The sequence below is a fragment of the Allomuricauda sp. d1 genome (genome assembly GCF_039592695.1).
In the GTDB taxonomy this organism is placed as follows: Bacteria; Bacteroidota; Bacteroidia; order Flavobacteriales; family Flavobacteriaceae; genus Flagellimonas_A.
In genome coordinates this window covers 462,617-483,648 of sequence record NZ_JBBUTK010000001.1, presented here as the reverse complement: position 1 = coordinate 483,648, position 21,032 = coordinate 462,617, and the positions used below count along the sequence as shown (strand labels likewise).

General features: G+C 44.4%; 10 protein-coding genes and 1 tRNA gene. 4 read left to right on the top strand and 7 right to left on the bottom strand.

The genetic code is table 11. The annotated features are described in order from the left end of the window. Positions 1–296 precede the first annotated feature (296 nt). Both AAAH86_RS02285 and AAAH86_RS02280 read right to left on the bottom strand, forming a co-directional pair. Positions 297–371 (bottom strand) — tRNA-Pro (locus AAAH86_RS02285). A gap of 90 nt (positions 372–461) precedes the next feature. Continuing rightward, positions 462–9,095, bottom strand: a complete 8,634-nt coding sequence (locus tag AAAH86_RS02280) for a T9SS type B sorting domain-containing protein (RefSeq protein ID WP_343485877.1) — start codon at positions 9,093–9,095, stop codon at positions 462–464. A 145-nt stretch (positions 9,096–9,240) separates the two neighbouring features. On the opposite strand from AAAH86_RS02280, the gene AAAH86_RS02275 reads away from it, so the two are divergent. Both AAAH86_RS02275 and AAAH86_RS02270 read left to right on the top strand, forming a co-directional pair. Beyond that, the gene (locus tag AAAH86_RS02275) at positions 9,241–10,362 is read left to right on the top strand and encodes a PQQ-dependent sugar dehydrogenase (RefSeq protein WP_343485876.1); all 1,122 of its coding nucleotides are present in this window, start codon (positions 9,241–9,243) and stop codon (positions 10,360–10,362) included. Further along, positions 10,359–10,772, top strand: coding sequence for a cytochrome c (locus AAAH86_RS02270; protein WP_343485875.1), 414 nt, complete (start codon positions 10,359–10,361; stop codon positions 10,770–10,772). Before AAAH86_RS02275 ends, AAAH86_RS02270 begins: the two co-directional genes overlap by 4 nt. 43 nt (positions 10,773–10,815) lie before the next feature. Here the strand turns inward: AAAH86_RS02270 and AAAH86_RS02265 are convergent, their stop codons facing one another. From AAAH86_RS02265 to AAAH86_RS02245, 5 genes are all read right to left on the bottom strand, one after another. Further along, positions 10,816–12,300 (bottom strand): alanine/glycine:cation symporter family protein, encoded by a 1,485-nt coding sequence (locus tag AAAH86_RS02265; RefSeq protein WP_343486816.1) that lies wholly within the window; start codon positions 12,298–12,300, stop codon positions 10,816–10,818. A gap of 232 nt (positions 12,301–12,532) precedes the next feature. Beyond that, positions 12,533–13,636: a hypothetical protein gene (locus tag AAAH86_RS02260; protein ID WP_343485874.1), complete on the bottom strand. Its 1,104-nt coding sequence runs from the start codon at positions 13,634–13,636 to the stop codon at positions 12,533–12,535. Positions 13,637–13,721: 85 nt separating this feature from the next. Beyond that, positions 13,722–14,246: a hypothetical protein gene (locus AAAH86_RS02255; RefSeq protein WP_343485873.1), complete on the bottom strand. Its 525-nt coding sequence runs from the start codon at positions 14,244–14,246 to the stop codon at positions 13,722–13,724. Then, the gene (murQ, locus tag AAAH86_RS02250) at positions 14,243–15,052 is read right to left on the bottom strand and encodes an N-acetylmuramic acid 6-phosphate etherase (RefSeq protein ID WP_343485872.1); all 810 of its coding nucleotides are present in this window, start codon (positions 15,050–15,052) and stop codon (positions 14,243–14,245) included. The genes AAAH86_RS02255 and murQ overlap by 4 nt, the downstream gene beginning before the upstream one ends. 6 nt (positions 15,053–15,058) lie before the next feature. Next, on the bottom strand, positions 15,059–15,808 hold the full coding sequence (locus AAAH86_RS02245; protein WP_343485871.1) for a DeoR/GlpR family DNA-binding transcription regulator: 750 nt from the start codon (positions 15,806–15,808) through the stop codon (positions 15,059–15,061). Between the two features lie 174 nt (positions 15,809–15,982). Here AAAH86_RS02245 and nagB point away from each other — a divergent pair, with 174 nt between their 5' ends. Both nagB and AAAH86_RS02235 read left to right on the top strand, forming a co-directional pair. Further along, positions 15,983–17,902 carry a glucosamine-6-phosphate deaminase gene (gene nagB / locus AAAH86_RS02240; RefSeq protein ID WP_343485870.1) on the top strand — a complete coding sequence of 640 codons (1,920 nt, stop codon included), beginning with the start codon at positions 15,983–15,985 and terminating at the stop codon, positions 17,900–17,902. Between the two features lie 33 nt (positions 17,903–17,935). Next, complete coding sequence (locus AAAH86_RS02235; RefSeq protein WP_343485869.1) at positions 17,936–21,028, top strand: SusC/RagA family TonB-linked outer membrane protein; 3,093 nt, start codon at positions 17,936–17,938, stop codon at positions 21,026–21,028. The last annotated feature ends 4 nt before the right edge of the window (positions 21,029–21,032 follow it).

Here is a 21,032-nt window from a genome sequence, read left to right as displayed (position 1 = left end):
GGGCGTTCCCCAACGCCCCCTTTCAGAAGTTTCATAATTCACATCTCGCCCAGAAAAGTGCGAAATGTGTACTTAACCTACTTATGAAGTATAAATTTATTTAATAGTTCGATATAACGCTAATTCTAAACGAATAAAATTTATCACTATCGATGCAAATAGCTGTTAAAATAATTCGTTTTTAGAATAATTTTACGTAATGGTCATCTCCGGAAAGAATTTGTAATCCAGCATGTTAGTATATGAAATAAAAAACTCTGATAATCGAAAGACTACCAGAGTATTGAAAAGATGAGTCGGGATGACAGGATTTGAACCTGCGACCCCACGCCCCCCAGGCGTGTGCGCTAACCGGGCTGCGCCACATCCCGAAAATAAGAGTGCAAAAATAAACATTAAATCCAAAAGAAAAAGCATCCAAATCCATGGATGCCTTTTAAATTTAATTTTATCATCTTTCTTTATCGATACAAGGTAAAATGACCTACGTATTGTTGCTTTTCATTATCGTTGGCGAAGACTACATACCAGTAATCTCCTGTTGGTAAAGGGTTACCTTCATAATTTCCATCCCATTTCTCCACTTGGTCCAAACGGGCCACTACCCTACCATACCTATCGTAGATAATGACTTCAATATTGGGGAAGAATTCACGATTTCTCGGGAACCATTCATCATTCATGTTATCGCCATCAGGGGTGAAGAAATTGGGGAAATCGACCATGCCATCAAAATCAAATGGAAAAACCAAATTGGCAACGCAACCTCTTTCATCCACCACCCTAATATTAATGGTGGCATCATAACTGATATTGAAAATATTATTGCTTCCCGTGGATTCACCCTGGAAGAAATATTCGTAGTTTCCAAATCCGCCAGTTGCCGTAACCGTAACCTCATCGGGTCCTGTCTTTGCAGCTTCAACGGTCAATGGGTCGTATGCATCAATGGTAAACTCTACAAAAGTGGCACAACCGTTTGCATGGTACAGGTATACCGTATGGTCACCTGCAGGCAAGTCACCCCAGCTTCTCTCAGTATTGGCAACGGTAATATCATCTACATCCAAAGAAAACAATACATCATTGAATGATGTGCCATTTTGTGAGACTATGGTCGTGCTATTGTTTGGAAAAATACCCTCACAACCATATTCAACCACGGCTTCAGCGGCAATATCAACACCTATGTCAATCGGTACAACAATATTGGTGACACAGCCATTGGCATCACGAACGAAGAATACATACGACTCACCACCAAGAAGTCCGTCAAAGAATAAGGTGTCGTTTCTAGCGAAATCGGCATCATCGGATGAGTTCATGCTCACTTCGTAGTATTCTACTCCTGTAGTGTCAACAAAAGGCGTACCACCAGTAATGTTCAATTGGGCGGTTCCATCTGCAAAGCCAAGACATATCTCAGGGGTTTGTGTGGCAGAAACCTGCAATTCAGAGGGCTCAAAGACCTCAACAATCGCGGTCTCTGAACATCCTTCAGAATCTTGTATCAAGATAGTGTAGGCGCGGCCATTGACATCCCCTTCCAAATCCTCGAATGTAAAGACTCCAGAGTTTGCTGGGTCGCTGAAAAATTCATTAAAATTTGGACTGATGGCAAACTGTACAAGCCCCACACCTCCGCTGGTCACCTCGACGGTAATCGTACCATCTTCCTCACCATTACAGGTTATCGGTGTTGCAGAAGCAGTATAAACAATGGGTTCAGGACGAGCTACCTCAAAAGGGCCCTCAATTTCTTGACAGGTCGCACCACTAATTACTGCAACATAGTAGTCAGGTGAAGCATCAAGACCTTCAAAGGTACCGAAGTCATTCGAGTCAACCACCACGGCCGACGGAGCTGGACTAAAGGCATCAACAGGGTCGCCCAAATATAACGTATAGGTATTGAAACCCACACCACCCGAAGAAAACGATTCGATACGCCCATCTATTTCATTCGAACACGATATATCATCGGGTTGGTTGACCACCAAGTCAATATTTTGGGCATCGACCAAAGTAAGTCCGTTAGAGTCTATGGTACCACAGGTATCGGTGGCATTTACTTTTCGCACCTCGAATTGATAAAATCCTGGTCCACCATCAATCAATACCGAGGTATTGCCCACACCCATAGAAGTGAACGGGTCTGATGGTGCAGCACCCACAGGGCGATACTCATATTCAAAGCCAACTTCTGGATTTGTTATCGACAAACGCATTTGACCGAGCCCACCGCAACCAGGTGCCTGTACCTGAACCAACGTAGGAATAACCGGTGGTGGCGGATCCACATAATAAGGAACAGTCACACCGACACAGCCAAAACTTGAAGAAACTTCAATGGCATACCAACCTTCACTGATGAATCCACCAGTGGCACCCACAAATGTTGGAGAATCTTGCAGACCGCTTCGGGAAAGTTCATCTGCAATATTGTTACTTCCCAAATAAATCAACTGGTATTTGTAACCTGCACCGGCCACACCACCAGTTGCCCCAGCAATAGCCGTGACAGCATCACCTGTTGTTGGGTCATAGGCCTCTAGAACCGCATTGTTTCCATCAGGGCACACCAATGCTTGTGGCTCACGAATACCTGCCTGTATAGGGTCAATGGGGTCGAGGGTTATGTCAAATGTAGCTGGACATCCTTCTACATCCCTAAATTCAACACGGTAATCTCCGCTGGAAAGGTTTTCAAACCTATTGTTGTTGCTCCACGTAACTTCTTCGGTTTCATAAGTACCATCACTATCGCTGTCAAATAGCAATCGATATTCATAGGGTGCAGTATCCCATCCACCATTCAGATTGGCTTCAATCACACCGTTATCATCCGTACAGGCAACATTACCGATTTCAACTGCATCTGGCACCAATGGCCCATTGGGCGTTCGTACCGTGGCCACATTACTGGTGGCCGGACATTCTGGGTCATCCAATGACACGATATCAACCACATAATTTCCTCCGGGAAGGCCTGTAATCGTTTCTGGATTTGCCACCGAGGTATCAAAGTTTCCTGAAGCCTGTGCTGGAACAATGCGGTTTCCACCAACATCCAACAAAAAAGCTTCATAACTGTATCTGGTGCCCACGTAATCTGTGACCTCTATATTCAAGGCGCCGTTGGAATCACCGAAACACAACACAGGATTGGCCTCTGAAATAACAACGGTGGGACTTATCGGTGGCACTACCGTATACACCGGAAGCGGATAACTACAACCCCCTGGGCTATTGTCCTGTACTTCAATTAAATAGTCTCCTGGTGCTGGTAAGTCAACAAAGTCAAAAGTTCCACTGGATTGTGTCACATCTGCCACAGTGGTGCCCGAAGGTCCAGAGGTAATGACCGTGAAATTTGTAGTTCCGACCACATCAATACGTACCCTTTCATCAACTGCACAGGTCAATGGGGTCACTTGTGCGATACTCGGTACGACATCCGTAGGTGCAAATACGGTAATATCCACTTGCGATTCACAACCATTGGCATCAATGGCATAAATCGTAATGTCTTGATCAGTACCATTGTCTACGATATCAAAATCTGGACTACTCTGATAACTATCAGTGGGAGTTACTCCAGTGGGCGCAATACGATATCCGTAGGGTGCTCCATTTCCAATATTCGTACCGACTATACTTGCTGAAATTGTCGCTGTACTGAAACGGTTGGTGCCATTTTCACAGGTCAGCGTCTCATCTGTGGCCGTAATTTCGAATACGGGCGGTTCGTCAATTGTTACTTGGGCTTCAGCGGTACATCCCTTATCGGTCACCACCTGAACGACGTACGTAAATGGGTCAAGATTGTCAAAAGAGCCTGACGTATTGGTAGCGTCGGGGGTTTCCGTACCGGATAAAGGCAAGGTGGTATTTTGGTAGAGCCTATATTCGGCAATTCCATCTACATCCGTACCTGGGCTCAATACCACACTGATACTACCATCAGCGGCACCATTACAACTCACATCGCTTTCTCCCGTATCAGCGATTAATGGTAGTACCGGAGCGTCGGCAATGATACTACTGACCGTAGCAGTACAATTGTTGGTGCCATCGGTCACCAAATTATCAGTCACGACAACCTGATAAGTTCCCGGGGCTATGTTTTCAAAGATGCCATCCGCATTGGGATCGGTAATATCAACGGCATTGGAATTAAAATCCGTTCCCGTAAGACGATAGGTGAAATCGCCACTACCACCATTGGCAACAATGGTGATGATTCCGTCAGCGTCCTCACAGGTAGGATCTGTGGAAAAGCCACCGGAAGCCGAAAGAATCTGATATACTTCGGCAGTTGTATCAACATCACAACCATTTGAATCCACTACATACACATCATAAACTCCTACACTAGGGACGTTGAAGGTTGCCGTTGTGGGATTGATTCCATCATAGGCAGGAACCAAGGTTTGTCCACCCAATGTGAAGGTTGGATTGTCAATATTTGCCGGCATGGTCACATCTATCTGGAAACCACCCACAGGAGGGGTAACATCGCACTGGTTGTTCACCGAAATTGTCGGAATGGGCAGATCAGGATCCAACTGTACCACGGTAGCAGAAGTCTGGAACTCACAACCCCGAGAATCACGAACCCAAATATCATAAGCAGTACCGGGGGCCAATGAACCTGGTAAGGCCACTGTTGTTTCTACGCCATAATCTCCAGGATACGTCGGTGGAGTACCTTGGGGTACCACGGCATACTCATACGGAGAATCATTTGGAAGTACTCCCGGAGCATACGGACTACCGCCACTACCCCTAAACGTCAATTGGCCCAATTCGTTACAGTTTGCATTTTGGTTGTCGATGACATCCACACGGGGCATGTTCAAGGTGGCCTCGATTTCATCGCCGCCCGTACAATTCGTACCTGTATCGACAACTGATATGGAATAAGGCCCTTGGGGTACCAAAAAAGTATCTGTAAAATTGGTCGTTGTAGGAGAGGTTTCGTACACAATAGCACCAGTATCCAAATTTCTGATAACGATATCAAAAGGGCCAGTTGCAGTCGCTGGAATGGTATAATCCAGCTCTACGTCATCACCATTACAATTGCCATTATCAATTGACAACGCAACATCGATATCGCCTGACTCATCAGGTACATCGACTGTCTCAATGTAGGTACAATTGGTTGCAGTATCCAGAACTTCTACGGTGTACGAGGCACCGGGCACCAAATCTGCAAAGCAATGTCTTCTCGCCCCACTATTGGGGGAAACAAATGGATTGGCAGGAATCTCAACCAATCGAATCTCAAATGGACCTGTACCCCCTACAATATCCACACATTGTGGCAATAGTCCAGCAACACAACTATCAGGAACATCGAAATCAGGCACAATATCAACAGTGGAAGAGCCGATACTTACTGTATCCTGATCAATACAACCTCTAGAGTCCAATGTGATGACCGTATAGTTTCCTTGAATAAGGGAAGGATCGGTTATAGCCAATGGCAAATCCGCTAAGCTTACATTTTCCCTTCGAATAAATTCATTGCCAAAATTATCTTCAATGATAATGGTAAAGTTTGGCGAACCATCTGTGATACTGTTAATGGTAATACCACCAGACACTATTGCTCCACTACAAGTTGCATCTATGGGCGTTATGTTCGCATCAGGTGGGTTTGTCAAATCATCTACCACGGTAACGGTCTGAACCCCCGTTGTACAGTTTCGGGCATCCTTTACGATATATTCATAAGTTCCTGAGGAAAGTCCCGAATAGATGGTCTGCGAACTGTAGGTAAATCCTGGAGGCTGTGAAGCGTCAAAAGGACTATCGACCAGACCTGTGCCCTGAGGGGCAAAAATTACTTGAAAAGCAGGGGTGCCTGTAGAAACATCAGGAATAATCTCTACATATCCACTGGAAGCATCGCCACAACTTGGGCCAACCGCATTGGCAGTGGCCGTAATCGGCACTGGCGCAGTGAACGTCAAGGGCGGAGAGGTATTTGTACAGCCATTGTTATCGGTAACTTCAACAGTATAATCACCGTCTTGACCCAATGGTACCGTATAGTTGAAAGGATTCGAAGGCAGTACATTACCAGTATGTCCTGCTACTGCAACTCCATCACGAAAAATGGTGTATGACGTACTTGCTAAAGTGGAAATATCACCGCCACTTATTGAAATGCCCATTTCTCCATTACCGCCACAAGGAATCTCCGTAATTAAATTCAGACTGATCTGTATCTGGGGCGGAATGGTCACCTGCAAGTCATCGGTACAATTATTGCCATCGACCACCTCAACCGTATAAGTGCCGGGCACCAAGCCATTAAATGTCGGACTTCCCTGCAAGGCTCCCCCATTAATTCGATATTGGTGTGAAGCGATTGGGGCACTACCCGCAGTCGAAGTCACTGTGATGGCCGCATCATCGCCCGGGCCGAAACAATAATCAACGGGGCCAAGGGCAATAGTTGGTGGGTCAACTTCACTCAGGTTAAACGTTGTCGTAGCTGTACATCCTTCAGAATCGGTCACTGTCAAGGTGTACATGCCCTCAGCGGTCAGATTACCGAAGAAACGCCCGCTTTTTGGGCCTTGCGTGATTCCCGGTGGTGTTGGCCAATCCAATTCATAGCGATAACTGCCAAATCCACCGGATGCCAAAGCTTCTACACGACCAACGTTGTTGTTCTGACAGCTCATATCGGTGACATTGGCATTGAGTGTCAAAGGTGATGAAGGCTCAACCACCGTGACACTGGCCGTATCGGTACAACCTGTATCATCATCGGTTACCGTAATGGTATAGGTATTTGCGCCCAAACCTGTAATCGGAACCTCAAGACCGCTTTCTCCCGTACCGCTGAATCCGCCCGGAGTGACCGTATAGGAATAGGTATTGGCAAAACCATCGACCAAAAAAGTGGCATTGCCATCGGTAGCAGTCGGGCAAACCCGCAGGTCCCCTCCTGATTTGACCCGTGCCCGAATCGTACTGATAACCGCTGGGGTAAAGCTTTCTTCGTATGTACAACCATTGATGTCCGTAATTCTGAACACATGGTTGACATTGTTGGTCAACCCTGTAAAGGTGTCACTACCGCCGTTGTTAATTGTTACCGGACTGATAACCTCATAAGTGGCAATGGCAAAATTTGCCGTGGCCGTCAATTGTACATCAGAGGTGTTGGCCGCACAATTCGTGTTGCTCTGCGTAAAAGTGATGTCGGTCGGTGGGTCTACATCAGCAATGGTGATTGCCGTAAAATCGCGACGGCATCCTGAAGCATTTCGCACAGCTGGAGTGTATGTTCCCGATGGTAGGTTGTTGAATACTTGCTGTGGAAAAAAGTCAGAGCCGTTGATACTGAACTCATAAGGTCCGCCACCAGCACCCGAATAAGCACCTGGAAAAGTAATGGAACCATTGTCAACACCCCCCGAACCATTACAAGAACGGTCTACAAAAGTGGGATCGGCACCGTTTATGGCACCTGTTTCAGTTACCGTGACATCTGTTGTGATTTCCAGAATACAACTGAACCCTCCTTGTTCGTATAAGACCTCGATCGGCCCAGTGGGATTACTTGCGCCATAGGTGCCTGCGGGTACAGAAATTGATGGACTTGTGCTCCAAGCATCAGCGGGTGTAGCCCTAAAACTCAGGTCATAACCCTTTCCATCGATAACATTGAACTCCAATCGGGCCCCTCCATTGGTACATGTACCGTCAACACCACTGACCGTAACATCAGGCGGTGTCAATTCTTCAACATCGGCAGAAGCAGTTATGTCACAACCATTGGCATCTGTAATGACAAAATCATAAGTGCCCGCGGTGTTCACGGTAAAAGTGGTCTGGGGTGGGCTAAACGTACCGCCTGGCCCTCCATTAACAGTATAGGTATATGGTGGGGTACCTCCAGATGTCCTTAAGATAATATCCACATTGGGTGAACCACAACCGGGTTCTGAACTCAAACTTTCATTGACTTCCGTAGAGGCCGTCAACGCTACGACCCCGTCACCGATGATAATAGGATTCCCGTTAATGTCAAGATTTTGACGAGGGGGTGGTATTCCATTGCCCGGGTCACCCGTACATTGCTGCGTCTCTACCTGAACGCTATACGTGCCAAAACCCACAGCACTGAACGTGTATGGGTTTGTTGTGATAAAGGTTGTAAACTCTTGGGGCACACCATTTTCATCCAGCAGGGTATACTTGTACGGTCCCGGTACATCGTTTACGGTAACTGTGATGCTGCCCGTATCCCCAAAACATAGGGCGTCTATAAATTCAACATCCATACTGATATCCAACTGTTCGATAACGATAGGTTCGTAGGGATACTCACAGGTATTGGGCGTGTTCTGTAAACGGGCAATAATATTGTAAGTACCTGGTGCAAGGCCATCGAATATGGCGGAAGTCTGCCAATTTGTACCGCCATCTATACTGAATTCATAGGCACTTGATAGGTTGGTGATCTGAATGCGGCCATCAACACCACAGATGTAATCACGCTTTACATAGGTTTGGGTAATGGTACTTTTCTTGACCTTAAAAAAGAATTGCTGACCATCTGCAACTACGCGAAACTCGGCCCCGGAGCCTGCTGGGATGGTACTGGCATCTAGATTAAATGTTTGCCCAGTCTGAACAGTTGTGTAGCAAGAGACAGTGGTATTCGGGCAGTCTTCATTGATGTCGGGTGAGCAAGACCCCCCCAACAGCTGCCAATGCACCGAACCGTAAGGTCCGCCAGATAGCGAAATGGTTCTGTCATCAGAATCACCACAAAGGTTGAAACGTGCGACCGTGAATCCGTTATTACTACAGCCCACCTCTTCATCAGCGCCTTGAATGATGGTCATAAACATCATGCTCTCAAGAGCACGGGAATCTGCAACAACGTCAAATTTAGCTTCAGATGCAATTGGGTCTGCCTTTTCAGACTTTTCTTTTGAATTAGAAAATACGACCTCAGAAAAGAGATTACGAACTTCATTGTTCGCCACTGCTGAAGAAAAAACTATCGATATAAGTACCAACAGCAGGGCATAGTAGGTATGCCTTGGTTTTCTAGAGAGCATAGGTTAATTTGTTATGGTAGAATATTCAGATTTGGGGACCTTTATATTCCAGCGTTGTAATTATTTAATCAATAGAAACTTAATTTTTATCTTCGGTACAAAGACCGCAATTCATCCATATAATACTCTCTTTCAACGTGAATTTATGAAAAAAAGTGCGTATTTCCTGTATTTTTTCGTTGTAATGCTCACCACATCCTGTGCTCAAAAAAAGGATTCGGGCATCAATGTTCCCAAAGAAATCAATTTTTCAACAGTGCTCTTCATCGATGACCTCCAGAATCCATGGGGTATGGCCTTCTTGTCTGATGGCAGTATGCTGATCACTGAAAAAGCCGGAGAACTCATCCATTTCAAAAATGGAAATAAAACCCTGATTTCCAACCTTCCAGAGATTTATGTGCGGGGTCAGGGCGGATTTATGGATGTGGAATTGCATCCTGATTATGACAAAAATGGATGGATTTATTTCTCCTATTCCTCCTCAAAGGGAAGCGGAAGCGGTGGAAATACGGCCATCATGCGTGCCAAACTGGAAGGAAACAGGCTGATCGACCACCAACAGCTCTACAAGGGAGTGCCCAATACGGGTCGAGGCCAGCATTTTGGCTCTCGTTTGGAATTCGACAACGAAGGATACCTATACTTCTCCATCGGTGATCGTGGCAATCGTGATGAAAACCCACAGGACATCACCCGTGACGGTGGAAAAATCTACCGTATCAATGATGATGGAAGCATTCCAGAAGACAACCCTTTTGTCAACAGGTCAGGAGCCAAAACCGCCATTTTTAGCTACGGACATCGAAATCCGCAAGGGCTGGCACTGCATCCAGAAACAGGAAAACTTTGGGCACATGAACACGGCCCACGAGGTGGAGACGAAATCAATGTTGTTGAAAAAGGCAAAAACTATGGTTGGCCAGTCATCACCTACGGCATCAACTATGTCGGCACCAAGATCACCGACGAAACAACACGACCCGGGATGGAACAGCCACTTTATCAGTGGACACCTTCAATCGCACCCTGCGGAATGGCCTTTGTGACATCAGACAAATTCCCTGATTGGCAGGGCAATCTTTTGGTTGGCTCGTTGGCCTTTCAATATCTGGAACGGCTGGAAATCAAGAACAACAAAATCACGTACCGTGAAAAACTATTGGAGGGCACGGGCAGGGTACGCAATGTAAAGCAGGGACCTGATGGCTATATTTACGTGGCGATTGAAGGCAAAGGAATCTACAAGCTCATACCCCAACGATGAAGCTCTTTTTTCCATTGATTTTCTTTGTTTGCCTGCAAGCGATTATGGCGCAACAGCCTGACCCGCTTTCTGAAAGTATAAAGCTCGGTGAAACCATCTACAGAAAAAAATGCTCAGCATGCCACGGCAAAAACGGCATGGGAAAAGGAAAACGCATACCACCTCTTGCAAAATCAGATTACTTAAAAAATAATCCTGAAGAGAGCATACGAGGCATTTTATTTGGTCAAGAAGGTGAAATCGTTGTCAACGGCATTGCTTATGACAAGAAAATGAAGGCCATAAAATTGACAAATCAAGAAGTGGCCGATGTCATGAACTATATTATTAATTCTTGGGGGAACAAAAGCAGTACTACAATTACCAGAGAGAAAGTCGCTGAATTACGGATGACAAACCCAAAGCAATGACAATCATATAGCGATTGCGGTGGTTTTGAAGCCTATATAGGGATTATTTTTTATTGGCAATCAATTCTAGGTAGTCTACCAACTCTTCCTTAGCCTTGGGGTAGAGTAGCAACAGTCCGATAATGTTCGGAAATACCAACGCAAGGATCATGGCATCGGAAAACTTGATGACTGCATCCAAAGTGATTGCGGCACCCAAGACCGTAAAAACCAGAAATAGGAACTTGTAAGCCAAATCAGAATACCTTCCCCTGCCAAACAAATATTTCCATGACTGAAGGCCATAATACGACCATGAAATAATGGTCGAAAAGGCAAACAACACTACGGCAACCGCCAAAGCATAGGAAGAACCCGGTATCGCATTTTCAAATGCCAAAGAGGTGAGGTTTACGCCTCCGACCCTAGTGCCGTCAGAAAGCAGTGCTTGCTGATTGATTACATCACCGTACACAAATGCCCCATCGATGTTGAACATAATAATGACCAGAGCGGTAATCGTGCAAATGACCACGGTGTCAATAAAGGGCTCCAACAAACCGACCAGACCCTCAGATGCGGCAAACTTTGTCTTTACCGCTGAATGGGCAATCGCTGCCGAGCCAGCCCCTGCTTCATTCGAAAATGCCGCTCTTCGAAACCCCTGTATCATCACACCGATAAATCCGCCTGTAATGGTCGCTTTTGGAGAAAATGCCTCCAATATGATCAGGTTTAAGGCTTGCCCTACCCTATCCAAATTCAAAAAAATGATAAAAAGGGCGGCAGCCACATACAGGGCTGCCATAAAAGGCACCACCTTTTCTGTCACCTTTGCTATTCGTTTGATGCCCCCAATGATGACGACTCCAACCAAAACAGCAAACAAAACCCCGATGACGGTGCCAGAATTTGAGCCTTCGATTTCAAATCGCTCAATAATTTGCGCCGCTGCCTGGTTGGTTTGAAAGGCGTTGCCCCCACCAAGCGAGGCACCTATGCACAATAGGGCAAAGACAGCTGCCAATAATTTTCCCACAGCTCCATAACCCTTCTCTTTCAGGCCCTTTGACAAATAATACATTGGCCCGCCGAACACATTGCCTTCTGAATCGATGTCCCTGTATTTCACTCCCAAAGTGCACTCTACAAACTTTGAGGACATTCCAAGAAGTCCGGCTATAATCATCCAAAATGTGGCCCCTGGGCCTCCTATTGAAATGGCTACAGCAACCATCGCAATGTTTCCCAGGCCCACTGTGCCAGAGACTGCGGTCGTGAGTGCCTGAAAATGATTGACCTCCCCCGAATGGTCAAAGGCAGTTTCTTCTTTCTTTTTGGAACCTGACGGAACTGTTTTCTCCAAATCATCATGCTTTCCCCGAACCACTTGAATGGCCAACGGAAAATATCTGATATTCACGAAGCCTAAATACACCGTGAAGAACAAGGCGCCGAACAGCAACAGTATCAGTACAATCGGAATGTCATACCCGAGGAAGGTAATCTCAGAAAAAATAAGATGCTCCCACCAAATGGCAAAAGGCATGAAAGCATCATTGATTCGTTCATCAAGCCCAGCGGTTTGAGCTGACAAACTTGCTGGAAACAGTATTAAGAACACAATGAATATAGAAAGGCAACATGGACTTTTGGTATACATGCTTGAATGAGTTTATGACCTCCAAGTTGGTATGTATCCTTTCAAAAAAAACAAAAAGTCAGAAAAAATTATGAGTTGTCAGAAAGCGACTTTCAGACATTCTTGGCGTCAAATCGGCCTAAAGGGTGATATTTTCAGGCGGAACAAGCAGTCGTATTTTACGCTCCCTTCTTTTGGATAGCTCGAATAAGGTTTCCTTAAACGGGGTGAGGTGTTGTTTCTTTGTCCAATTTCCCTTACCAAACAAACCATCGAGCAAAGAGAAAAGCAGTCGTCTTATTTCGTTGTAATCGCCAATATCATACGATTTTTCTCGTAAAGCATGATGTTTGGGCTTAATTTCCAACCAGTCGCTCCCCTCCTCTTTTCTAACGGCCGCAAAACGGTAAAAAAGTTCAAATTGCGAATTGGGAAGCAAAACCCTGCGAACCTTGTCCCCAGGAAATCCACCAAACAGAACAGCACGTTCGACTTTTTCATGTTGGCGATTCACTTTAAAAACCATAGAAAGATTGGAAGCACTTGGAATTACATTTTCTGATAATTCTTTTACCCAACTTAGGGCCAGGGCAAAAAATATCATGATCAGTGAAGTTTTAAAAATTGCGGAAAAAAGCGTCATATTTATCGTCGAGTCGGTAAGTTTATAAAACTGCGCCAGCAGTGTGATCAAAATACAGACCAGCGATAAGAACGCCAGCGATAGCAACCGTCTTTTTGCAAAAGAATGCCAAAGCACAAAACCCAAAAAGATGAGTGTAAGCACTGCATAGTACACGTCCAATTCATTGACAAGCGACGATTTTCCGAAAGCCATCTTGTTGATTGTGGGAAGCAGTGAAAATAGAAAGGGCAACCCCACAATGAGTGTCCAGTATCTTGATTTGATGATGTTCTTCAAAAAACCGGGCAGATACCGAAACCAAGGCAGGGCCAATAAAATAAAAAGGCTGTTGAAAAGTGATAATATGCTTCGATATCCATCGATGAGCAACTCGTTTCCTACAGGGTTTTGGGCGTAGTATACCTCGACTAAACCCGAAAAACTCCAACATAAAACTGAAAGCGCCAACCAGACCTGGCCAAAATCATTTTGCTTTTTACCTATGTGCCACCATATTGACAACAATGCAAAAAAGGCAAATAGACAGGTGCCAAACTGCCACCATCCGTAGAATAGAACCGTCTCGTTCGTGATATTTAGAAATAATGGATTGTTCAAAGCCTTGCTATTAGTGCACTGCCTTCAAATATAGTGAATACAGGTTGGGGGGAAATAGAACGCTACTGGCATTCAAAGTGAAGAATTAAGCCAACATAGCAGCAACCTTGGATGCCTTTTTTGATACGGATTTACGCTCATCTTTTGCCAACCTTTTAAGATGCGGTTTTAGCCAATCTTTTAGATTTCCATCCTTTTTTGCCCACCTGCCTAAAGTTTCCATGGTTTGGCAAAGTACAATCCAATCATCGTGATTTGCCAAATTATATTTCATGATTTTTTTGGCTTGATTGATTTGGGTAGCGGTCATATCCTTTTCCAACGATAAAAATAATTGGGAGAGCGTCCATTGCGTTGAGGCTTGATCAATTGCCGCGATTTCTGTCAAAAAACGGTCTAAAAAGGGAATCAGAAGTTGCTTTTCTTCCTTACAGATTCGTTTCATTGCGTTAGAGACCCGAAGTCGAACCACCTCATCATCAGAAAAATAACAGTGGAACAATTCATCAAATAGTTTGTGATTGCCCAATACTTCTGCCACTACCTCTACGGTATTTCCCAGAGAATTGGGGTGGCCGCCTTTTAACCGTTCCTCAAAACTGCTGCTCATTGTAACGCTTTTAGCGCTTCTCGAACCGATCCGTATTCTTTTAAGGCTTTTTCAGCTTTGTCATAGTCCATATTCAGTGCCTCGACCAAATACCGAGTTCCTCGATCGACCAATTTATTGTTGCTCAATTGCATATCGACCATTTTATTGCCCTTTACCCGACCGATTTTAATCATCAGGGCCGTCGATATCATGTTCAATACCAATTTTTGGCTGGTACCGCTTTTCATTCGCGTGCTGCCCGTGACAAATTCAGGCCCCACTTCCACTTCAATGGGTATCTGTGAAAGTTTTGCCAATGGCGAACCTGGGTTATTGGTGATTCCTGCTGTTACAAGCCCGTTGGCGTTGGCATCTTCAATCCCTCCCAAAACATAAGGTGTGGTGCCTGATGCCGCGATGCCGACCAAAACGTCATTTTGAGTGATTTCATATTCTTGAAGATCTTTCCACGCCTGTTTTCTATTGTCCTCGGCAAATTCCACGGCCTTACGGATGGCGCCATCGCCCCCTGCAATGATACCGATGACGCGGTCGTGTGGCATCCCGAAGGTCGGGGGAATCTCAGAAGCATCCAAAATACCAAGCCGTCCACTGGTACCGGCACCGATATAAAACAGTCTACCACCTTTTTCAAACCGCTCAACGGTGGCATCAACCAGTTCAGTGATTTTTGGGATGACGCTTTCTACGGCTTCGGCCACTTTTTTATCTTCTCTGTTGATGTTTTCCAATACCTCATTTATTGACATCTTTTCTAAGTGGTCATAATATGAGGACAATTCTGTGATTTTCTTTTCCACCAATTTGCGCTATAAAATTTCTATATTTTTTTCAGAATAAGGTGATAGTTTCGAATCTGTGGGCTCGAGTTCGGTAATCAACACATCTATGGCCTCGGTACCGCATATACGATACTTGCGTATGCTGTCAAGCTTTTCAGAAATAGATGGCGAGACCACCTTTTTTGAGGCGCTGATCATCGCTTTTTTTAATTGCACGATTTCCCAGTCAAACTCGGTGATTCCTGCCTCAGAATGAATGCTGTTTGTACCTAAAAAACAAAGGTCTGCCCTTATGTCAGAAAGCATATTAATTGCACTGCCGCCAACTGCAATCTGAGAATCCGTTACAAGTTTCCCGCCAATCAAAATAGTTTCAACATTGGGCTTGTTCAATAGTTGCACAGCAACAGCCAAGTTTGGTGTAAAGCAGGTGAGTTCGAGTTTTGGGGGCAACATTCTGACCAATTCAACATTGGTCGTGCCACCACTTATCAAGAGTACTTGCCCAGGTCGTATAAGCTTGATGGCTTTCTCTGCTATTTTTCTCTTTTCCACAAGCGCATAAACCCCTTGCCCCTGAATTGTCAAAGTATTGAATCCCAAAGCAATGGCGCCTCCATGTACCTTTCTCAATAAGTGCTGTTCGTCCAACTCTTTTACATCACGCCTGACGGTATCGATAGAGACGTTCAGTTCTTCAGCAATATCGCCCAGTAAGACACGATTGTGCAATTGCACTTCATTCAAGATGATTTGATGGCGTTCTGCCTTTAGCATAAAAAGTCGTCAATGGTAATGATAGCTGCAAAATAATGCAAAAAGAAAAGAATCACAGCTTAAAAAAGAAAAATATTGCAAAATATTGCATTTAAAATCACTTTTTTGCCTACATTTGGAGTAGAACGCTATTAAAAAATGAAAAAAGCTGCAATCAATTTACTTTAAAGGAATATGCTGAAAACAAAAAAAAGGGATATTTCTTACAAACCTGCGGGCCAGTTTGAAGATACCCGTTTCGAAAAAATACACAATGTCATCTTCGAAAGTTCTGAAGAAGCTTCGATGATGGTAGCCGAAGAAATCGCCGATTTAATTCGTGAAAAACAGTCAAAAGGCCAACAATGTGTGCTTGGGCTGGCAACAGGTTCATCACCCATACGTGTGTATGACGAATTGGTCAGAATGCACAGGGAAGAGGGGTTGAGTTTTAAAAATGTCATCAGCTTTAATCTCGACGAGTATTTGCCGATGGATAAAGAAAACAGGCAAAGCTACCACCATTTCATGCACGAACAGTTGTTTGACCATGTGGATATTCTCCTTGAAAATGTGCATATCCCCGACGGTATGGTATCGCCAGAATCGGTCAAGGAGTACTGCCTTGATTATGAAAAGAAAATAAAAGATGCTGGTGGAATTGATTTTCAACTATTGGGAATTGGCAGAACCGGGCACATCGGCTTTAACGAACCAGGCTCCCACTACAATTCAGGCACTAGGGTAATCACTTTAGATCACATCACCCGCGTCGATGCCGCGCCTGCTTTTTTGGGCATCGACAATGTACCCCGTAAAGCAATCACCATGGGTATCGCTACCGTGAGAAGTGCTGGTAGAATCGTACTCTTGGCGTGGGGCCGCAACAAGGCGGACATTATCAAAGAGACTGTGGAGGGAGAAATTTCTCCAGAAGTTCCCGCCACCTATTTGCAAGAACATGAGAACTGCACTTTTGTTCTCGATGAAGCAGCAGGTAGCGAGTTGACCCGAAACAAAACCCCTTGGCTGGTTGATGAATCGTTGGAATGGACTGAGGATTTGACAGCAAAGGCCGTCGTTTGGCTCTGTGAAAAGACGGGCAAATCCATCTTGCGGCTTACCGATAAAGACTACAATGACAACGGTATGTCGGGTTTGTTGACCCAAGAAGACTCCTATGATTTGAACATACGTATGTTCAATAGATTGCAACACACCATCACGGGCTGGCCAGGTGGGAAGCCAGGAGCAGATGAATCCAAACGACCTGAGCGTGCTGAACCAGACAAAAAGAGGGTCATAATTTTTAGTCCGCATCCTGACGATGATGTCATATCAATGGGCGGTACCTTTGACAGGCTCATACAGCAAGGGCATGAGGTGCATGTAGCGTATCAGACCTCGGGCAACATTGCCGTTTCAGATAAAGATGCGCTTCGCTATGCGGAAATCTCCAAAAGCATTTCAAAATCCGGAGAGGCGCAAAACATCATCGATGCCATCAAGGCAAAAAGTGAAAGCAGTGTTGACCCAATCCAAGTTAGAACCTTGAAAGGCAATATTCGAAGGGGTGAATCGTATGCGGCCACAAGATATTTGGGTTTGGATGATGCCAATGTTCATTTTCTGGACCTTCCTTTTTATGAAACAGGTACGGTGAAGAAAAACAGTTTGTCTGAAGAAGATATCGAGATCATGATAGCCATCATCAAGAAAGTTGAACCCCATCAGATCTATGCTGCCGGAGACCTAGCCGACCCACATGGCACGCACAAAACATGTTTGGATGCTGTTTTTGAGGCCGTTAAACGGCTTAAACCGGAACCATTCATGAATGATTGCTGGTTGTGGCTCTATCGTGGGGCATGGCATGAATGGGATATCCACCAAATTGACATGGCGGTACCCATGAGCCCTGATCAAGTTTTGAAAAAACGTAATGCCATTTTCTGCCACCAATCACAAAAAGATGGGGTCATGTTTCAGGGCAATGATTCTAGAGAATTTTGGATGCGCGCCGAAGAACGCAACAAAGAAACTGCCGAAAAATACAATGCTCTCGGACTGGCCGATTATGCGGCAATGGAGGCGTTTGTCAGGCATATTTTTTAATAGTAATCTAATAGAAACAATAACTAACTCGCTATGCAAAGAACACATGATTATCTCAAAAAGAATGGGGGGTTGCTGTTATTGGCAATAGCACTGGCCTTAGGAGGTTCGGTGTATGCCCAGACACAGTATACCCTGAATGGAAAAATTACCGAAAGAGATACAGGAACTCCACTGCCAGGAGTATCTGTATTTGTCGATGGCACCTCTTTTGGGACCATCACCGATTTCGATGGAAATTATAATTTCAGTGCTACACTAGAATCAGGAGACTACACATTGGTGGTCAGTTCTCTGGGATATTCGACGCAACGAATTTCCATCACACTTGGTTCCAGTAACACAGTAACCAACGATGCAATTCTAGCAGAGGATTTGTTAAGTCTAGATGAAGTCGTCGTAACGGGTTCTACGGTAGTTCAAGAAAGAAAGAAATTGGGTAATGCGGTAACTACGGTCAAAAGCGTAGCACTTTTACAAGCAGACCCAATCAACGTAACATCTGCAATTCAAGGTAAAGTTCCAGGAGCACAGATCACACAAAACTCTGGTGACCCTGCTGGTGGTTTTTCCATTCGATTAAGGGGTCCAAGTACGATTAGTGGTTCTTCAGAACCATTATACATTGTGGATGGTGTTATTGCAAGTAATTTAACGACAAATGTTACGAACATCAATGTAAGCGCTGGGGATGCGAGCCCAGGTCAAAATCGTTTGGTAGATATCAACCCAAACGATATTCAAGATATCAATATTCTTAACGGTTCTGCGGCAGCTGCCATATATGGTTCAAGAGCTTCCAATGGTGTAGTAATCATTACCACTAAAAGAGGGCGAAACTTTACTGACGGACCAGAAATCTTCTTCAAGACTTCCTTCAATGTCAACCAGCTCAGAAAAGAAGTTGATGTCAACTTAAGGGGTGAGCAATTTGGAGGGGCAGATGTGAGACTTTGGCCCATTTTCGGAAGGGATGAAGAAGGCAATACCACTCCATTTGCAAACTTATTGACCAATATCGCAGAAGTTGAGCGTTTTGATTATCAAGATTTAATTTTTCAGACGGGTTTGGGTACCGACAATTATCTATCAATAAGAGACGGTAATGAAAAGATGGGATATGCGGCATCCGTTGGTTACCTTTCCAACGAGGGCATCATCAAGAACACCAAATACAATAGATTTTCTGCAAGGCTTAATTTCAATCACACGGTTACTGATTGGCTCTCTTATGGGGTGGGCCTTTATTTTATGAACAGCTCATCAGATGAAAAACCTGATGGCAATGTTTTTTGGAGTCCAATAAACTCGGTAAACATCACCAACAATATCTTTGATGCCACACAGCGTGACGCGAATGGTAATTTGCAAAGTGTTGAGCCTACTAGGGTGAATCCATTATCTATAATTGAAACTTTTGATATCAATCAAGATGTCACCCGATTTATCCCGAACTTGACAGTTTCTTTGAAACCCACCGCTTTTTTGACTATCGATCAGATTTTGGGCATCGATACCTATAAGCAAGAAGGTAATATTTCTATTCCTATTTATCCTTATGAACCTGTGAATGCATCTTATTTCAATTTAGGGTATCAGGGCAATGCAGAGGCCAACATATTTAACTGGAATTACGATATCAATGCAACCTTCGATTTTGACCTCACTGATAACATCAATTCTCAAACCGTGGTGGGGTATAACTTTCAATCAAGTGAATTAGAATATAACGGCACACAAGGAAGAGACCTTGATGCTAATGGAGTGCCTACAGTACCACTACAAACCCAAGAGAGCGATGACCGAATAGAAATCTTTGGAGGTTTCATTCAAGAAACCCTTTCCTTCCATGATAGATATTTTTTGACTTTTGCAGGAAGGGTTGATGGGGCCACAAACTTTGACCCTGACAAAAGAACCAATTTCTACCCAAAAGTTTCAGGTTCTTACGTTCTTTCAAATGAGCCGTTTTGGGAAGGTTCAGGTATATCGAATATTTTCAATTCCGTAAGATTACGTTCTTCTTACGGTGAAGCGGGTAACCTCACGGCAGTAGGACCTTATGCGCGATTCGGAAGATACAATCCGAACGAGTTTCTGGGAACTACCACTTTAAGCCAATCCAGTGCCTTGGGCAATGAAGATTTAGAGGTTGAACGGCTAAAGGAATTTGAAATAGGAACTGATTTCAGCATGTTTGACAACAGAGTTTCGGTATTGTTCACATATTATAATCAGCGAATCTCAGATTTGATAGTACAACGTACGCTTGCACCTTCAGAAGGTGGGCTTTCAAGGTTTGAAAACGTTGGAAGTATGAAAAACAATGGTCTCGAGACCTATTTAAGAATCACACCTATCAGAAAAGATAATCTTCAGTGGGATTTGAACTTTAATTTTACCCGCAATCGCAATGAAGTAACGGCTACAACAGGGGGTCCAATATCGATTGCAAATGTTACCGGTGCTCCACCCCAGGTAAGAGAAGGGGAGCCTTTAGGCGTTTTTTACGGAACTTACTTTGCCCGAAATGACGATGGTAGCTTATTATTGACCCCAGATGGTTTGCCACAGCAAGAACGTGGTGATATAACAACGGACACCCCCCAAAGAGATGCTAGTGGTCAACCCATTGGTGACCCCCTAAGAAGGGTCATCGGTGATCCTAATCCAGATTTTCTCTTAGGAATAGGTACAGACCTCAGATACAAACAACTCTCCTTTTCGATGCTTTGGGAAGCCGTTCAAGGGTTTGATATTTTTGATGCGGACAAACGTACCAGGCAAGGAGTCGGTGTAGGCAGATTGGCAGAACAAGAACTTACCGGTGAGCTTCCCCGTGGTTACATTTCAGCTATTTATCCCATTCAGGAGTTCAGAATGGAAGACGGTTCTTTTGTTAAGCTTAGGGAAGTAGCGTTAGCATACACTTTTCCTGAATTGTTTAAAGGGGTCAAAAATTTTACCATTGGCTTAAAAGGCAGAAACTTGATATCAATCGATAATTTTTTCAGCTACGATCCCGAAACCAATGCTGGTGGTCAGTCAAATTTGTTACGGGCGGTAAATTTTGGTAATGTTCCCATTCCAAGAACATTCATTCTATCATTAAGTGCTAATTTCTAAAATG

Excerpts from the sequence above, each read along its gene's own strand:
- AAAH86_RS02245 (WP_343485871.1), bottom strand. The coding sequence starts at position 15,808 with ATGCTAAAGGCAGAACGCCATCAAATCATCTTGAATGAAGTGCAATTG.
- AAAH86_RS02265 (WP_343486816.1), bottom strand. The coding sequence starts at position 12,300 with ATGCCTTTTGCCATTTGGTGGGAGCATCTTATTTTTTCTGAGATTACC.
- nagB (WP_343485870.1), top strand. The coding sequence starts at position 15,983 with ATGCTGAAAACAAAAAAAAGGGATATTTCTTACAAACCTGCGGGCCAG.
- AAAH86_RS02255 (WP_343485873.1), bottom strand. The coding sequence starts at position 14,246 with ATGAGCAGCAGTTTTGAGGAACGGTTAAAAGGCGGCCACCCCAATTCT.
- AAAH86_RS02270 (WP_343485875.1), top strand. The coding sequence starts at position 10,359 with ATGAAGCTCTTTTTTCCATTGATTTTCTTTGTTTGCCTGCAAGCGATT.
- AAAH86_RS02235 (WP_343485869.1), top strand. The coding sequence starts at position 17,936 with ATGCAAAGAACACATGATTATCTCAAAAAGAATGGGGGGTTGCTGTTA.
- AAAH86_RS02280 (WP_343485877.1), bottom strand. The coding sequence starts at position 9,095 with ATGCTCTCTAGAAAACCAAGGCATACCTACTATGCCCTGCTGTTGGTA.
- AAAH86_RS02275 (WP_343485876.1), top strand. The coding sequence starts at position 9,241 with ATGAAAAAAAGTGCGTATTTCCTGTATTTTTTCGTTGTAATGCTCACC.